Annotated in this window: 16 protein-coding genes; 13 read left to right on the top strand and 3 right to left on the bottom strand. The window is 62.1% G+C overall.

Annotation, left to right across the window (positions count from 1 at the left end):
* The first annotated feature begins 101 nt into the window (after nucleotides 1-101).
* The 4 genes from HMI59_RS02355 (at nucleotide 102) to HMI59_RS02340 (ending at nucleotide 3598) form a co-directional block, all read left to right on the top strand.
* On the top strand, nucleotides 102-1199 hold the full coding sequence (locus tag HMI59_RS02355) for a sulfite oxidase (protein WP_193592675.1): 1098 nt from the start codon (nucleotides 102-104) through the stop codon (nucleotides 1197-1199).
* Between the two features lie 174 nt (nucleotides 1200-1373).
* Complete coding sequence (locus tag HMI59_RS02350; RefSeq protein ID WP_166188168.1) at nucleotides 1374-1751, top strand: RNA-binding S4 domain-containing protein; 378 nt, start codon at nucleotides 1374-1376, stop codon at nucleotides 1749-1751.
* Nucleotides 1752-2099: 348 nt separating this feature from the next.
* Entirely contained in the window at nucleotides 2100-2636 is a 537-nt protein-coding gene (locus HMI59_RS02345; RefSeq protein ID WP_227471510.1) for a DUF6318 family protein, read from the top strand.
* 242 nt (nucleotides 2637-2878) lie between these two features.
* Complete coding sequence (locus HMI59_RS02340) at nucleotides 2879-3598, top strand: hypothetical protein (protein WP_193592674.1); 720 nt, start codon at nucleotides 2879-2881, stop codon at nucleotides 3596-3598.
* 355 nt (nucleotides 3599-3953) lie between these two features.
* On the opposite strand, the gene HMI59_RS02335 is transcribed toward HMI59_RS02340, so the two are convergent.
* The gene (locus HMI59_RS02335) at nucleotides 3954-4415 is read right to left on the bottom strand and encodes a DUF3817 domain-containing protein (RefSeq protein WP_166187528.1); all 462 of its coding nucleotides are present in this window, start codon (nucleotides 4413-4415) and stop codon (nucleotides 3954-3956) included.
* Nucleotides 4416-4448: 33 nt separating this feature from the next.
* Nucleotides 4449-5054 carry a hypothetical protein gene (locus HMI59_RS02330; protein ID WP_205680063.1) on the bottom strand — a complete coding sequence of 202 codons (606 nt, stop codon included), beginning with the start codon at nucleotides 5052-5054 and terminating at the stop codon, nucleotides 4449-4451.
* Between the two features lie 218 nt (nucleotides 5055-5272).
* On the opposite strand from HMI59_RS02330, the gene HMI59_RS02325 reads away from it, so the two are divergent.
* The 8 genes from HMI59_RS02325 (at nucleotide 5273) to HMI59_RS02290 (ending at nucleotide 13861) form a co-directional block, all read left to right on the top strand.
* Complete coding sequence (locus tag HMI59_RS02325; RefSeq protein ID WP_193592673.1) at nucleotides 5273-6367, top strand: thermonuclease family protein; 1095 nt, start codon at nucleotides 5273-5275, stop codon at nucleotides 6365-6367.
* A gap of 164 nt (nucleotides 6368-6531) precedes the next feature.
* Nucleotides 6532-6747, top strand: coding sequence for a helix-turn-helix domain-containing protein (locus HMI59_RS02320; protein WP_225740095.1), 216 nt, complete (start codon nucleotides 6532-6534; stop codon nucleotides 6745-6747).
* Entirely contained in the window at nucleotides 6741-8036 is a 1296-nt protein-coding gene (locus HMI59_RS02315; RefSeq protein WP_193592672.1) for a type II toxin-antitoxin system HipA family toxin, read from the top strand. The genes HMI59_RS02320 and HMI59_RS02315 overlap by 7 nt, the downstream gene beginning before the upstream one ends.
* A 78-nt stretch (nucleotides 8037-8114) precedes the next feature.
* The gene (locus HMI59_RS02310) at nucleotides 8115-9005 is read left to right on the top strand and encodes a GIY-YIG nuclease family protein (protein WP_227471509.1); all 891 of its coding nucleotides are present in this window, start codon (nucleotides 8115-8117) and stop codon (nucleotides 9003-9005) included.
* 78 nt (nucleotides 9006-9083) lie between these two features.
* Nucleotides 9084-9812 (top strand): FadR/GntR family transcriptional regulator, encoded by a 729-nt coding sequence (locus HMI59_RS02305; RefSeq protein ID WP_193592671.1) that lies wholly within the window; start codon nucleotides 9084-9086, stop codon nucleotides 9810-9812.
* A complete protein-coding gene (locus tag HMI59_RS02300) occupies nucleotides 9809-10801 on the top strand; it encodes an asparaginase (RefSeq protein ID WP_193592670.1) in 993 nt (330 codons plus the stop codon). The genes HMI59_RS02305 and HMI59_RS02300 overlap by 4 nt, the downstream gene beginning before the upstream one ends.
* Nucleotides 10802-10810: 9 nt before the next feature.
* Complete coding sequence (gene aspA / locus HMI59_RS02295; RefSeq protein WP_021473950.1) at nucleotides 10811-12226, top strand: aspartate ammonia-lyase; 1416 nt, start codon at nucleotides 10811-10813, stop codon at nucleotides 12224-12226.
* A 126-nt stretch (nucleotides 12227-12352) separates the two neighbouring features.
* Nucleotides 12353-13861: an amino acid permease gene (locus HMI59_RS02290; RefSeq protein WP_193592669.1), complete on the top strand. Its 1509-nt coding sequence runs from the start codon at nucleotides 12353-12355 to the stop codon at nucleotides 13859-13861.
* A gap of 101 nt (nucleotides 13862-13962) precedes the next feature.
* Here the strand turns inward: HMI59_RS02290 and HMI59_RS02285 are convergent, their stop codons facing one another.
* Complete coding sequence (locus HMI59_RS02285) at nucleotides 13963-15201, bottom strand: IS110 family transposase (RefSeq protein ID WP_166185223.1); 1239 nt, start codon at nucleotides 15199-15201, stop codon at nucleotides 13963-13965.
* A gap of 379 nt (nucleotides 15202-15580) precedes the next feature.
* Between HMI59_RS02285 and HMI59_RS02280 the strand changes: the two genes are divergently transcribed.
* Entirely contained in the window at nucleotides 15581-16252 is a 672-nt protein-coding gene (locus HMI59_RS02280; protein WP_193592668.1) for a FadR/GntR family transcriptional regulator, read from the top strand.
* Nucleotides 16253-16299 lie beyond the last annotated feature (47 nt).

Below are 16299 nucleotides of genomic sequence, written 5' to 3'. Positions count from 1 at the left end.
CCTTGCAACGTCCTATTGACGGCGGTTCCGGCGCGGCGTGATCCTTGACCTAAGTGCTGCGGCACATCCGCAGCGTCGGTTCCAGTAGAACGCCGCCCGCCATGTCCACACCCCATATTGAACGCGGCCTTGCCGCCACCCCGGGCCAACCGACCCAAGGCCCACTCACCCACGAAGAACTCCAACTCGCCGGCCGGAACCACTCGATGCCGCTTGAAGCGTTGCACGACGACCTCACCCCGGCGGGACTGCATTACCTGCTGATCCATTTCGACATTCCGCATGTTTCGCTCGAGACGTGGCGGCTGCGGCTGGGCGGGGCTGTTTCACGCTCTCTGGAGCTCAGCCTCGACGATCTCAAAGCCCGGCCCGCCGTCACCATGCCCGTCACGCTCGAATGCGCGGGAAACGGGCGATCGCTCCTGCAACCCCGGCCACTCAGCCAGCCCTGGGTCCTTGGAGCCGTGGGCACCGCCGAATGGACCGGAACTCCCCTGGCGCCCCTGCTGGAGGAGGCCGGGTTGGCGAGTGACGCCGTCGAACTCGTCTTCACCGGCGCTGACAGCGGCATCCAAGGCGGCGTCGAAGAGCCGTATGCGCGGAGCCTGACCATCGAGGAGGCCATGCACCCCGAGGTGATGCTGGTGTACGCAATGAACGGTCAACCGCTGCCGCTGCAGCACGGGTTCCCGCTCCGGTTGCTGGTGCCGGGCTGGTATGGAATGGCGAGCGTGAAGTGGCTGGCGTCCATTGAAGCTGTGACAACCAGGTTTATGGGGTACCAGCAAGCTGTTGCCTACCACTACCTCCAAGGTCCTGACGGGCCGGGGCTGCCCGTGACCCACATTCGTGTGCGGTCTTTGATGGTGCCGCCCGGGATTCCCGATTTCTTCAGCCGTCGCCGGGTAGTGGATGCCGGACCGGTGATGCTTCACGGGCGCGCGTGGTCCGGGCATGGCGACGTGGAGCGCGTGGAAGTGGGCATCGATGGAACGTGGATGCCTGCGCACCTCGATCCGCCCGTTGGGGACTTCGCTTGGCGGTCGTGGTCCATGGTGTGGGTGGCGAACAAGGGTGATCACGTGCTGCGATGCCGCGCCATGGACTCGTCCGGTGCCCTCCAGCCCACGGAACAGGTGTGGAATTACCAGGGCATAGGGAACAACGTGGCGCAGCGGGTGGAGGTGACGGTGCGGTAGGGGGTGTTTCGCGGGGTGGGGGCCCCGGTGCGGCGTGGTGGCGGGCCGGTGCGGCGGTGCTGCCCAGTTCGCGGGAAGCCTGCATGCTCGCTGTAGCCTTGCAGCGGTCAACGTACGTTTTCGGCGAACACACGACTCTCCGCCGTAACCGCTTTCGCTAGACTCGACTGCATCATGAGCAGCCAGTCTTCCGCCCCGGCCACCGTCCGCGTTGACGCTTGGCTGTGGGCGATCCGAGCCTACAAAACCCGTTCCGCCGCGACGGCAGCTTGCCGGGCCGGGCATGTCCGCCTTAACGGCAACCCCGTGAAGGCGTCGCAGACTGTGATTGTGGGAGACACCATCCGGGTTCGCGAATCCGGGTGGGAACGCGTTTTCGAAGTGCGGCGACTCATTGCCAAGCGTGTGGGCGCCGAGGCCGCATCGCATTGCTACACCGACCACACTCCCCCGCGACCTGTCCTTCCCCAGCTGGGTCTGCCCCAACGCGACCGCGGTGCCGGCCGGCCGACCAAGAAGGACCGCCGCGACATGGACAAGCTGCGGGGATAACATCCAGCTCCGGCTGAATTTTGCTGGATCATTCCATGCCACACCACTGCTGGGCCTCCGGATTCCGCGAATCTGCTGCCCCGGCTGAGCAATGATCCAGCAAATTCTTCCCCATGCAGTTATCCACAGATGGGTCTTTCCGGCTCGAACCAGCGCGAACCCCCTGCTTAGACTGGCCAGCACTACGCCAAAAACAGTCGCTGGGGAGTCTGTACATTGCCACGCTTTTTGTTTGCTCTTTCGCCTGCCCTTTTCCGTTCCGTTGCTCTCACGGTTTCTGCGCTTGTGCTCCTGAGTTCATGCCAAGACCCTGGCTCGCCGCCGGTTCCAGGCGCGGTTACGGAAACTATGACGGCGCCTCCCGCAGCAAGTGCCTCGCCTTCCGGTTCCTCGAGTCCCTTCTCCGGGAATCCGGGGGTCTACAAGCCTGCTGATTCGAAGGGCAAAGCCGAGAACGTGCCGGTGCCCGTCATGCCCGAGCTGGCGAAGGAGAACTCGAAGGAGGGGTTGGAGGCGTTCATTCGGTACTGGTTTCAACTGCTGAGCTACGCCTACGAAACCGGTGATACTGCTCGTGTCGCTGGCCTCTCGTCTCAACAATGCGCCCTTTGCGGTCATCTTGGTCGAGCAGTATCCAAGAGCTATGAAGACGGTTCTTGGATGACCGGAGGAATCCTCCAGACCCCGGTGGTGGAAGTTCGCTGGGATTCCTCGTCATATAGTCAGCAGGCACAGGTACAACTTATTCAAACGGAGATCCGCTACTTTGCCGCAGACGGCACTGAGCACCGAGAACTTACCGGTGCTACCAATGATGCCGTCGCCTTCTTTGCCGAGTTCCGGAATGACGCTTGGACGACCCTGGATACGGGCATCATCCGGTGAGGCGGGTACTCCTGGCTGCGATTGTGATGGCTCTTGTTATTTCTCATGCGTCCACTAGCGACACGCAGGCCCATGTCCAGGTACCCCTGAACCCTCCACCCCCTGATCTCAACGCAGGATTCCAAGAGGGGTCAGTGTTCCTTGGAGCGGTATGGCAGTTCGACCCGGCCACGGGAAGATCTAACCGGAGAGTCGGAAACTCGGACACAACAGGCGAAGCATCCGAGGACCCGAATCAGTACATGGCCGATACCCACTGCCGCGCCGACGGGCCCGACACCGTGGACCCCGGATGCCTCACCCTCGCCTGCCCACCATCACCCAACGGCGCCACCGGCACACCCGTGATCTGGAAAGAAGCCCCCAAAGCCATCACCAACCCCGGCTGGACCGACTGGATCCCCGTCACCGGCCCCACCTGCCTCTACGGCCCCGAACCCCACAACATCCTCGACGACATCGCAGCCCGCATCCTCACCGACTTCCGCCAACTACCCCTCAACCCCGGAACCCTCACAACCCAGCCCTTCCCCAACACCCTCATCGGGGCACCCACCAACTTCTACGCCACCACCACACCCCAAACCTTCAACCTGACCATCCTCGGACAAAACGTCCACCTCACAGCCACCCCCACCACCTACACCTACAACTACGGCGACGGCCAAACCCTCGGACCAACACCCACCACCGGCCACCCCATCCCCGACAACCAATGGCTCACCACCACCACCCAAACCAGCCACACCTACACCACCACCGGCAACTACCCCACTACACTCACCACCACCTACACCGGCACCTACACCGTCAACAACGGCCCACCCCTACCCATCAACGGAACCCTCAACCTAACCACCACACCCCAAACCATCCACGTCTGGAAAACCGAAACAGCACTCGTCGCCGACACCTGCGAACAAAACCCCCACTCCTGGGGCTGCCCCGGCACCACCGACTAAAACCACCAACCCCGGGCACCAGAAACAAAACAGCCGCACCGCCACCACCCACATCGACGGCAAAACCCACCCAACTCGACGGAAAAACGCGCCCCCGGGCATCAAAGAAGGTCGCAACGGCACAGCCAAGACAAGCGCAGCAAACGCAGTCCCCCCGGCAGATCGAAACCCTTCCACCTATTCCAGGAAGGTTTCACCCGTTTCATATGATCGCGGTGTCCAGATTGCGGCAGCACGGCTTCGATTGGTTTGCGATCGTCGGCTGGGCAAAGAGACTCCCGGCTGGATCCGCCAGCTCGCTGCCCAGAAGTTGGCCGGGGAATACTGACAGGACCTGGTCAGCGGCGAACGTGCCCTACGAGAACCACGTATCCGGCGGCCCCATGTACAAAAGGAAGCTAAATACTGCAGCCACGCCGACCAACACCACTACTGCGGCAAGGATCGGCTTAGCCAAGATCCAGGCCTGAATTTTCTCCACAGCACCCATCGGTTCCTCGCGTCCAGCGGCAAGGCGCCAATGTCCGGCAAGGAGGCCTCTGCGATCAAGTGACTTTTCGACGGGGATGGTGGCATACGGAATGACAGCCGACACGATGGCCACGAGCCCGGTGCGGGCCTTCCATTTCTGGTTGACCCACGTGAACGCGGCAATGAAGGCGTAACAGAGGAAAACGAATCCGTGGACACCACCTGCAATGCTCACCGCTGCACCAGTCGTCTTGGTGACGTACTTAAGGAAAAGCGCGATCAGAAGAAGAGTCCAAGTGACGGCTTCGGCGAAGGCAACAGTTCGGAAAAGGGCGCGGGGTTGCATTGAGTTTCCTCGGTGATGGGAGTCATGGTCGCTCTAGACAACGGACGGGAGGGACATCTCGTTCCGTATTCGGGATGTTCCGAATTCCAAAGCCAGCGTTTCTATCTTAATGGGCTCTTGATGTTTCGCACGTGCCTTGCCCACCGCCACGTGCGGTATCCAGTGGGGTGACCGGTAACCAAGCGCCGGCGAGCTGAGAATGAAGTCATCGATATAGTCCAAGCCCAGGTCGTCAAGAAGCACATGCAGCCCTTGAAGCAACAAGGTCTGGTAGTCATGCACTGCCTGCGGAACCACGACCTCCAGACTGCTGATACGTCCACCGCCTAGGGTAAGGATGGTGTCTGACTTGCCCAGAAAACCGTCGAGCACAGGAAGTTCACGAAGCCAGGTGGCTATCTCCAGTGCCGCCCTTTCCGCAGGCATCCGCCCCTTGGTCCAGGCGAAGATGTCGGCAGCCAAGCGCTCCAGTATGCCGATGTGCAGGAGAGTCATATGCAGGCTGCCCGGCTTCCTCAGCGCGTCAACGTGGCGACCCAGGTCCTCGTAATCCGTAGGACCGGCACCGATGCTCAACACGGGCACCTCCACCGTGACGCGAGGAAGCTCCGACGTGTCACGGGATTGAGGGGCAGTCATGCCAGCAATTATGCGCTGACAATGGGCACGCTTGTAGGCCTGCAGGACACAAACTTTGACGTTCGCTGGCACGTTCAGCAATAAGTTGCACCGTCAAGTACGCTGAGCTTTCCTCACTCGACTCAAACGCAAAAAGGGGGACTATTTGCGCGCCCAAACAGACGGCATAAGTGCTTGCCCACGCTCCGACCAACCCTTCAGACAGAGCAGGGGGCGTCATGCGTAAGCTGCTCATCGGATCGACTGCCGCCGCAGCGCTCGTCGCCGGTTCTCTCATCGCTGCTGCGGCAGCAAACGCAGACTCCGGAACTGTTGTGCGGGTGGTCGACGGCGACACCGTAGTCGTCTCGATCAACAACAACGACCAGACCATCCGCCTACTGAACGTGAATACACCGGAGACAAAGGACCCAAACAAGCCGACGGAGTGCCTGGGTCCGGAGGCTTCGGAATACCTCAAACAAGCGCTGCCCGCTGGAAGCAAGGTTCGGCTCGAGTTCGACGTCGAGCGGCACGACAAGTACGGCAGGACTTTGGCTGGTGTCTTCAACGCTTCCAATCAATTGGTCAATGCTGAGATCGCCAGAAAAGGACTCGGCGTCCCAATGGTTGTAGGCGAAAACCGCAAATTCCTGCCTCCGGTACAGGCTGCCCACGACGAAGCGCGCAAAGCCGGGGAGGGGCTTTTCGCGGAATCCATAGAATGCACGCTTCCGGCCAAGGTGGCAGCTGCTTCAGAGGCGCTGGCATCCGCTGAGGAGGCCGCCCCGGCAACGACTTCATCAGCCGCTGGTGCATCCGCGTCGACATGGGCTTCGGCGCTCGTCGCCGCCAAGGCCGCCCATGACCTCTTGTCTGCAGAGAGGGACTCCGAGCATTCCATCATCTGGGCGGCGTACTCCACTGGAGAAGCTGCCTCAAAACTCAAGGCATTGTCAGACCGGATTACCCGCGCCGACACCACGCTGAACCAGGTCAAGGAGCAGCAGAAAACGCTGGCCGCAACTGAGAAAAAGGCTGAGGAAGAGCGCAAAGCCGCTGAAGCCAAGGCAGCGGCGGAGAAGAAGGCCGCCGAGGAAGCAGCAGCCGCAGCTAAGAAGGCGGCTGACGAAGCTGCCGCCGCGGAACAGGCCCGAGCGGCAGCCGCCGCAGCGGAAGCTGAACGCTTGCGGAACATTCCGGCGCCGCAACCGTATGTTCCACCTGCTCCGAAGTATGTAGCTCCGCAGCCGGCTGCTCCATCAAACCCATATCCGGGTTACACCGGACCCCGCTGCTACGCACCCGGCGGAAAAACCTGGCGCCCCTGCTGATGAAGCAGGAGCGCAAAAGCCTGGCACTGCCCGCAGGGCGGTGCCAGGCTTTCTTTGTCGTGAAGCCCAGATTCCTGTTGCCGTACGGCAACAAATGCTAAAGTCGGCGTACGGCGACAATTGAAGAAGTTGCCGTACGGCGACAGGAGAGCTCGTTGAGGACCGTGCGGGAAGCCGGACCATTGGTCCGGGAACTGAGGGAAGAACGCGGCTGGTCGCAAGCCGAGTTGGCGCGACGGGCAAACGTCTCGCGAACCTTCCTCATCGACCTCGAATCCGGCAAGGCCACTGTGGAGACATCCAAGTTCATGGACGTATTCCAAGCACTGGGGTTCGAGCTCGCAATCCGGGACAGCGAGACGGGCGATGTTCGATGGTGAGTACCCGCGCACTCGATGTCTTCATGGATGGGACGCTCTGCGGACGAGTGGAGCAGTCCGCCTCAGGGAACCTGGTGTTCGACTACCTCCCCGAATATCAGGCGCGCCGTGACGCAACACCACTGTCCCTTTCCATGCCGCTGGCTGCGAGATCGCACAAGAAGCGCGCCGTTTTGCCCTTCCTTCAAGGCCTGCTTCCGGACAGCGAGGGCGCCCTGCAGACAATCGCCAGGCGATTCAGGGTCTCACCAGCGAACCCTTTTGCAGTTCTTGAACACATCGGCGCGGACGTCGCGGGCGCGCTGCAATTCCTGCCACCGGGAGCGGAATCATCCGATGGCAAGTTCCAGAGGACCTCTGTAACACCGGTCTCCGACTCTGAGGTGGCCGCGATGCTGGACCACGTGGTGACGGAGTACGAAGACGGCACTCCCTACGATGATGCGGCGGGACGCTTCAGCTTGGCCGGAGCACACCCGAAGATCGCTCTCCACCAACTCCCGGATGGCACGTGGGCGGTTCCCGCGGATGCCACCCCTACGACGCACATCCTCAAACCCGCGGCGGGCAGCTTCAGCCGTTTGGATGTCGTCGAACAATTGACGATGCGCGCCGCTGCTTTCCTAGGGCTCGAGGTAGCGAACTCCGAGCTCAAACGGATCGGTGGATGGGACGTTTTCGTCACGCGTCGCTATGACCGCCACGCCCTAGACGGAACCTGGCGCCGCCTGCATCAAGAAGACTTCTGCCAGGCCCTCAGCGTCTCGCCCGCCAAGAAATACCAGCATCGCGACGGCGGTCCGGGCGCCGGCGACATGGCCTCCCTCGTCAGGTCGTTCCCGCTCGAAGCAGACCGCAGAGCGGCAGGCGAGTCGTTATATCGGGCTTTCGTCTTCAATACGGTGGCCGGCTGTACAGACGCCCATGCGAAGAACTATTCGCTGCTACTCCACGGCGAGGAAGTCCGGTTTGCGCCGCTCTACGACCTCGCTACGTACGCACCCTATTGGGACGGCGAATCCAGCATCAATTTAGCGATGAGCGTGAAGGGCGAGTACCGCTTGCAAAGAATCAGCAAACAAATGCTGGTCGCCACAGGCGCGCAATTTGGCGTCCCCAGCGATGCCGCAGAAAGCGTTGTTGTGCACTACTGCGAGCAAATGATCGATGCATTTGACGCCGCCAAGAAAGAATTGCTGCGGGAGCTGGGATCCTTGCCGGACATCGCTGAAGAGGTAACTGCCAGGGTACGTTTGCTGCCTCTGGTTGTGACGGCCGCGCGGAAATAGAACTGAGCATTCACTCCCTCATGATTGACTAATCCAGTACAGCGAGGCGACTGATCGGAGAGAACTGCATTGGGGGCAGTGGACCAGCAGCAGTCCCTAACTCTCGCCCACGTTTTGGCCGGCGTTGGCGCGGAGCATGATCCGCCGATTCAACTGGAGCAAATCCACGTCATCCGCCACTCTTTCAGGGCCAATGACGAATCTGCCCTTCGCGGCTTCGAGGATCTGACCATGCAGAAGGTTCATGCCTACACGCGTGAGCAGGACGTCTCCCCGCGCCGCTTCCCCGCTCAGCCCGGCCAAGTGTGGGTCATTTTCATCGCCGATGGCAAGAATCGCTCGCGGCTGTGGGGCGCATTCGAAAATCACGGCGAGTTGGAAGAGGAGCGTACCCAAGATTGCCGATACTTCGACCTCCGGCCGAGCAACTTCCTGGCTACGCTCAAGGACCGACTGGTCGTCGATTGGGATAACCCGCGGAGTTGGCACCGCAGTGCGCAGTCAGCAAGCGCCCGGCGTATGCAGGTGATCGAGATTGCCGACCGCGATAAGGTCCCGTTTCCGGGCTTCGACGGAGTCCTGCTCACCTTTCACCAGCTGCGGGAGCTGGTGGATGATTCCCGCTACTCGGATTGGCGCGCAGCACTGGCTGAAGTTCAGGGCATCTACCTCATCACCGACTCCAGCAATGGCAAACAATACGTCGGCAAGGCAGACGGTTCTGAGCGAATCCTCGGGCGATGGACGGCCTATGCCCGGGATGGTCACGGCGGCAACGTGGCCCTCAGGGAGCTAGCCGTAGAGAGCGTCGGCAGTACCACGGGTGCCAAGACAGACCATGCCCGCCACTTTCTCTTCAGCCTTCTCCGTGTTTTCGGGCCGAGCACGCCTTCCACCGAGGTCAACGCGGCGGAATCGCACTACAAGGCCGCCTTGATGACTCGGATACACGGCCTCAACCGGAACTGACACCACCCCAACCACCAAAGCGTGAAGCAGTCCTTTCAGCGTTGACAGCCCCTTGTGACCCGTGCCATATTCAATATCGTGAACCTGTCAGACAGCCGGACAGCCGGACAGCATGGTGCGAGCACCAGCCGCTCGACGCCCACTCCCATCTCCCGAATTTCAGCGGCAGAAGCGGTGTTCGCCGCACTCAGGAGGGCAATCGAGGGCGGACAGTTCGATATCGGCACCAAGCTCAGCTCCGAAGCAACGCTGGCAGCACAGTATGGCGTCAGCCGCTCCGTGATCCGCGAAGCACTCCGGTCCTGCAACACGCTGGGCCTCACCACCACCAAGACCGGCAAGGGCACGTTCGTGGTGGCGAACAAGGTTGCTAATGACCTTACCTTGGGCCAGTACAGCGCACGCGATCTCAATGAGGCCCGTCCCCATATCGAGATCCCCGCGGCAGGGCTTGCTGCCGAAAGGCGCACTGGAGAGGAACTTGAGCACCTCAAGGACATCGTCCAGGAGATGCTGCACGAAAACGACCCCGAAGCGTGGGTGAACCTTGACGCGACCTTCCACTCCGCCGTCGCACGCGCCAGCGGGAACCGCGTGTTCGCGAGCGTCGTCCAGGACATCCGCGACGCCCTCGCCCACCAGTCCGAAACCCTGAACCTCGTCGCTGACCGGCAACACCGTTCCGATGAAGAACACGTCGCCATCCTGAACGCCATCGAAGAAGGCGACTCACAGGGCGCCAGCAAAGCAATGGCTGAGCACCTGCAGGCCGTCAGCGTGGCACTCGAGACGATCCTCAGCAAATGACAAAGGAAACCATGGAAATGGTCAAGCAAGCCACCCGCCACGTCCCGCTGGTTGAGCAGACCCGCGACGGACTGGTGGAGAGCATCCACTACGGCTCGCTGGTGGCACTGAATGCGGACAGCAGCACGGCTCTGGAAGCCGGGGAACCGGACGCGCCGATGTACCCGCGGTCGAGCCTGAAGCCGCTTCAAGCCGTGGCGCTCCTCAAGGCCGGCCTGGACATCCCGGAACGGCTTCTGGCTTTGACGGCAGCCAGCCATTCGGGAGGCAAGGACCACCGTGACGGCGCAGCGGAAATCCTCCGGCTGCATGGCCTGACGGTAACCAGCCTGGCCAACAGCACGGACCTCCCCTACGGATTCAACGAACGCAACCAGTGGCTCCGCGAGGGCAACGGCCCCACCCGGCTGGCGCAGAACTGCTCCGGCAAGCACGCGTCCATGGCCTCCGTTTGTGTCATCAACGGCTGGCCGGTGGAGGGCTACTTGCACCCCGAACACCCGCTGCAGGTCCTGGTGCGGGACACCATCACTGAACTCACGGGCGAGGAAGCGGCCGCGGTCAGCACCGATGGCTGCGGTACTCCCCTGTTCGCCCACTCGCTGCACGCGATGGCCCGCGCCTACGGCCGCCTCGCTTCAGCCGACGAACAAACAAACGAAGGCAAAGTAGCCCACGCGATGCGCCGTAACCCGGATATGGTGGCCGGCGAGGGTCGCGATGTCACTGCGCTGATGCGCGCGGTCCCGGGCCTGCTCGCCAAGGACGGTTTCGAGGGCCTGCAGCTGGTCGGCCTCGCCGACGGCCGGGCAGTGGCCGTGAAGATTTCCGACGGCGGGGACCGCGCCCGCATGCCCATCACCCTTGAGGTGCTTCGTCGTCTGGGGCTCGACGGCGGCACTTTGGACACGCTGCAGAGCCCACCCGTGCTGGGTGGCGGCCTTCCGGTCGGCGAGCTCCGTGCAGCACACATTTTCACCACAAACTAAAGGACAGCTATGACCACCGTCGATCAGGCGATCCCTCTCCGTTCCGAGCACGACCTTCTGGGCGACCGCGATGTTCCCGCAGACGCTTACTGGGGCGTTCATACCCTGCGCGCCATCGAGAACTTCCCCATCACAGGTCAGCCGCTTTCCACCAACAAGCACTTGGTCCGTGGCCTCGCGGCAGTCAAGCAGGCCGCTGCACGGACCAACCATGAACTTGGCTTGCTGGACACCGAACGCGCCAACGCGATCGACCAGGCATGTCAGGACATCATGGACGGCAAGCTCCACGAACAGTTCATGGTGGATGTGATCCAAGGCGGAGCCGGGACCAGCTCCAACATGAACGCCAACGAGGTCATCGCCAACCGCGCCTTGGAAATCCTGGGCCACCCCAAGGGTGATTACTCCAAGCTCCACCCCAACGACCACGTCAACCTGAGCCAGTCAACCAACGACGTCTACCCGACGGCGGTCAACCTCGCCACGATCTTCTCCGTCAAGGAACTCCTGGAAGCACTGGAAGAACTTGAAGTAGCTTTTGCTGAGAAAGGCCGCGAGTTCCGCACGGTCGTGAAGATGGGCCGCACGCAGCTGCAGGACGCTGTTCCCATGACTTTGGGCCAGGAATTCGGCGGCTACGCCGTGACGATCGGCGAGGACCGCGCCCGCCTGGATGAGTCCCACATGCTGATCCACGAGATCAATCTGGGTGCCACGGCCATCGGCACGGGACTGAACGCCCCTGCAGGATACGCCGATGCCGCGTGCCGGCACCTCGCCGAAGTAACCGGCCTTCCCCTTTTGACAGCAGCGGACCTCATCGAAGCTACGCAGGACGTAGGCGCGTTCGTCCACCTTTCAGGCGTGCTCAAGCGCGTCGCCGTGAAGCTGTCCAAGATTTGCAACGACCTCCGCCTGCTGTCCTCCGGGCCGCGTGCGGGATTGGGCGAGATCAACCTGCCGGCTGTCCAGTCCGGCTCCTCGATCATGCCCGGCAAGATCAACCCGGTGATCCCGGAAGTAGTCAGCCAGGTCGCATACGAGGTCATCGGCAACGATGTCACCGTCACCATGGCCGCGGAGGCAGGCCAGCTCCAGCTGAATGCCTTCGAACCGATCATTGTGCACAGCCTGCACAAGAGCATTTCCCATCTCGAAGCAGCGTGCCGCACTTTGACGGCCCGCTGCGTCCGGGGCATCACCGCAAACACCGAACGGCTACGGCTTACCGTGGAGCAGTCGATCGGTCTCGTCACGGCACTGAACCCGCACATCGGATACGCCTCAGCCACAGCAATCGCCAAGGAAGCCCTGGCCACGGGCAAAGGCGTGGCAGAGCTCGTCCTCGAACACGGCTTGCTCACCGCAACCCAACTCGAGGAACTGCTCAGCCCCGAACGCCTGGCAAACCTGAGCAAGTAGGCCCTCCAGCCCCACGGCCCCAAAGCCGTCCTGCCCGATGAGGCACCCACATAAGGAATTGCGCGCGCCCAAAAACCCCGTACAGGGCACGTGCAGTACACCTAAAGGACACCCGTAAGGATTCCCATGACCAACCCCATCACGGACCACACGGTCCCGCTCCAAGCGCATGCCAGCGAACAAGCCCTCCACAAGGAAGACAAGGGCTACCACAAGGACCTGAAGCCCCGCCAAATCCAGATGATCGCGATCGGCGGCGCCATCGGTACCGGCCTGTTCCTCGGAGCCGGCGGCCGCCTCAACGCCGCGGGCCCGTCTCTGGTCATCGCTTACGCAGTATGCGGCTTCTTTGCCTTCCTCATTCTGCGAGCGCTGGGCGAGCTGGTACTGCACCGCCCGTCGTCGGGCTCTTTCGTTTCCTACGCCCGCGAGTTCTACGGCGAGAAAGCCGCGTTCGTCTCCGGCTGGTTCTATTGGATCAACTGGGCCACCACCACCATTGTGGACATCACGGCAGCGGCCCTCTACATGAACTTCTTCGGCAAATACGTACCGTGGATGGGTGCCGTCCCGCAGTGGGCCTGGGCTCTCATCGCCTTGGTTGTGGTCCTCAGCCTGAACCTCGTTTCCGTGAAGGTCTTCGGCGAGATGGAGTTCTGGTTCGCGCTGATCAAGGTGGCAGCCCTGGTGGCCTTCCTCCTGGTGGGCACGTACTTCGTCATCTTCGGCACCCCGGTGGAAGGCCAGGAAGTCGGATTCAGCCTCATCACCGACAACGGCGGGATCTTCCCCAACGGCCTGCTCCCGATGATCATCCTCATGCAGGGTGTGCTGTTCGCCTACGCTTCGATTGAACTGGTGGGAACCGCTGCCGGCGAGACCGAGAACCCGGAGAAGATCATGCCCAAGGCCATCAACTCCGTGGTCTTCCGCATCGCTGTCTTCTACGTCGGCTCCGTGATCCTGCTGGCCCTGCTCCTGCCGTACACCTCCTACGAAAAGGGCGTCAGCCCGTTCGTGACCTTCTTCGGATCCATCGGTGTCCAAGGCGTCGATGTCATCATGAACCTCGTGGTGCTGACGGCCGCTTTGTCGTCGCTTAACGCCGGCCTCTACTCAACGGGCCGTATCCTCCGGTCGATGTCCGTCAACGGTTCGGCGCCGAAGTTCGCCCAGCGCATGAACAAGGCCGGCGTTCCCTACGGCGGCATCGCCATCACGGCCGGCGTCTCCCTGCTCGGCGTCCCGTTGAACTACCTCGTCCCGGCCCAGGCCTTCGAGATCGTCCTCAACGTGGCTTCCGTGGGCATCATTGTCACCTGGGCAACGATCGTCCTTTGCCAGATGCAGTTGAAGCGCTGGGCGGACAAGGGCTGGCTCAAACGTCCATCGTTCCGGATGTTTGGTGCCCCCTACACGGGCTACCTGTCCCTGCTATTCCTGGCCGGCGTCTTGGTGATGGTGTTCATCGAATCGCCGCTCACCATGCTGGTCACGGCCATCGCCTGCGCCCTCATGGTCTGGGGCTGGTTCCTCTGCCGCAAGCAGATCCACGAGATCGCAGCCACCCGTGACGGCTACACGGGAAGTGCTCCCGTGGTCGCCAACCGGCCGCTTCCGGGCAAAGACGCCTAGCAACTGAGTGCCCGACGGCGGCACCCGGGTTCCGTAACAGCGGAAGCCGGGTGCCGCCGTCGTAAGTTAACGCCCCCAACTAATACGAAAGTAGTGGTGGGTTAGGCGGCGGTGACCGGGGTGATGGTGACGTCGTAGCCGAGGTTGTTGAGTTGTTTTATGGCGCGGTTCTTGGCTTTGGTCGGGTTGATGCGGGTGTAGTGGTCGGCGCCGGGGTCGTTGTAGATTTCTCCGGTGCTGAGCATGTGCCAGGCTGCGGTGAGGATCGAATGTTCGACGGCGACGAGGGCTTTGTTGCGTCCGGCGCGGGTTGTGATGCGCCGGTATTTCGCGGCGAGGTAGGTGTTTTTGGATCGTGTGGCGGACATGGCCGCGGTGCCGAGCGCTGCTTTGAGGTATTTGTTCCCGGGCATGATGTGGCTGGATTTGATGTGTCCGGCGGATTCGTTGGCGCTGGGACAGACCCCTGCCCAGGACGCGAGCCGGCCCGGGGTTTGGAAGACTGCCATGTCCGCCCCGGTTTCGGCGATGATCACTTCGGCGACGCGGTGGGAGACTCCGGGGATGGTGGCCAGGGCTTCCCTGGCGTCACGAAAGGGTTCCATCGCCTCCTCGATCCGTGTCGTGAGGGTATCGATGGTTCGGGTGTGGGCGTCGATCTGGTCCAGGTGCAGCCTGGCCATGAAGGCATGGTGTGGTTTGAACCGGCCGGTCAGGGCGTCGACGAGGGCCGGGATTTTCGAACGCAGCATTCCGCGGGCCATTCCGGCCAGGACTTCGGGGTTCCGTTCACCGTTGATGAGGGCTTCGAGCATGTCCCGGGAGGAGACTCCGGTCAGGTCCGAAACGACGGAGGAAAGTTTGATTCCGGAGCTTTCAAGGAACTTCTCCAACCTGAGGATCTCCCGGGCCCGGTCGCGGGTCGCGATGGCGCGCGCCCGGGTCAGGTCCCGTAGCTCGCGGATGGGTTCGGGCGGCACGAACGAGGCCCGCAGGAGCCCGTGCGCGGCCAGTTGGGCCAGCCAGGCGGCGTCGGAGACATCGGTTTTGCGTCCAGGGATGTTCCGGGCAGCTTTGGCGTTGACGAGCATCACGGGCAGGGTTTCTTCGAGCAGGTAGAAGAACGGTTTCCAGTAGTCGCTGGTCGCTTCCATCACCACCACGGTGACATGTTCGCGTTCGAGGAACTCCCGCAGTTCCAAGATCTGATGCGTGGTCGCGCCCCAGGTCGTGACCTTTGAGGTGTAGGTCCCGGCCCTGGCGCCTGGGATCCGCACGCAGACCTTCGCGTCGCGTTTGGAGATATCCATCCCCGCGGCCCGTTCATTAACGATGTCCATCTTCTTCCCTCCAACACTGTTTGACGGTGATGACAGTGTCTGTCTCGGGGAGGACTGGGAATATTCAGGAATCTAATACTCGTGCTCAAGGGCAACAATCCACGGTTCCCGTGGAGGTCCTCCACACCACGCTGGGTCACGGACTCGCGGCACCAAGTTGGGTCGGCGTTCACCGAGACGGACAGCCCAATGATCTACCCGGAAGGCCAGAGTCCGCCAGAGCCCTGGCGAGCCACCCCGTACACTTTCCCGGCCCCACGGCGCGCCAGCGGCGCTCACACGCTGGGTCGCATTAGTGCGCGTTATGAGCGTTCAAAACGTGCTCTGCTGCGACCCAGTTGGGTGCAGACGTCGGATCACTGGCACCTAGTATTGGTCCATGGCTGTCACAGACGAGGCGATCGGCAAGATCAAGGACATGCTGATCCGCGGCGAACTCAAGGCCGGTGACCGGCTTCCTCCCGAGAAGGAACTCAGTGAACGGCTGGGGCTCTCCCGAAGCTCGCTGCGGGAAGCCGTCAAAGCACTGGAACTCACCCGCGTCCTCGACGTCCGCCGCGGAGACGGAACATACGTGACCAGCCTCGACGCCAAATTGCTCAACCAAGCCGTGGCCTTCGTGGTGGACCTGCACCAGGACCGTTCGGTCCTTGAACTCTTCGAGGTCCGACGTATCCTGGAACCCGCCACGGCCCACTTGGCCGCAGGAAGAATAAGTGCCGCAGACATCGCCAGACTGCGCGACAGCTTGAAGATGGTGGACGAGTACAGCTCCGTGGAGGAACTCGTTGCCCATGACCTCACGTTCCACGGCGTCATCGCGCAAGCAGCCGGAAACGACTACCTCGGCAGCCTCGTGGAAGCCCTTTACAGCAGCACCATACGGGCCCGCATCTGGCAGGACGTCACCAGGGACAAGGCGGTAACTCGGGCGTTGGATGACCACAGGACGATCGTCGACGCCCTGGAGCGGGGCGATGCCGAACTCGTGAAGGCACTGGTCACCGTCCATATCAGCAATCTGGAGAAGCGGCTCCGGCGGACCCTTTAGCGGGAAGCCGGACGGGTCAACCGGAGCCCAGCCGGGTCACATTTAAG

It is taken from the genome of Paenarthrobacter sp. YJN-5, assembly GCF_015040095.1.
Lineage (GTDB): Bacteria > Actinomycetota > Actinomycetes > Actinomycetales > Micrococcaceae > Arthrobacter > Arthrobacter ureafaciens.
This window is presented reverse-complemented; position numbering and strand designations above follow the sequence as displayed.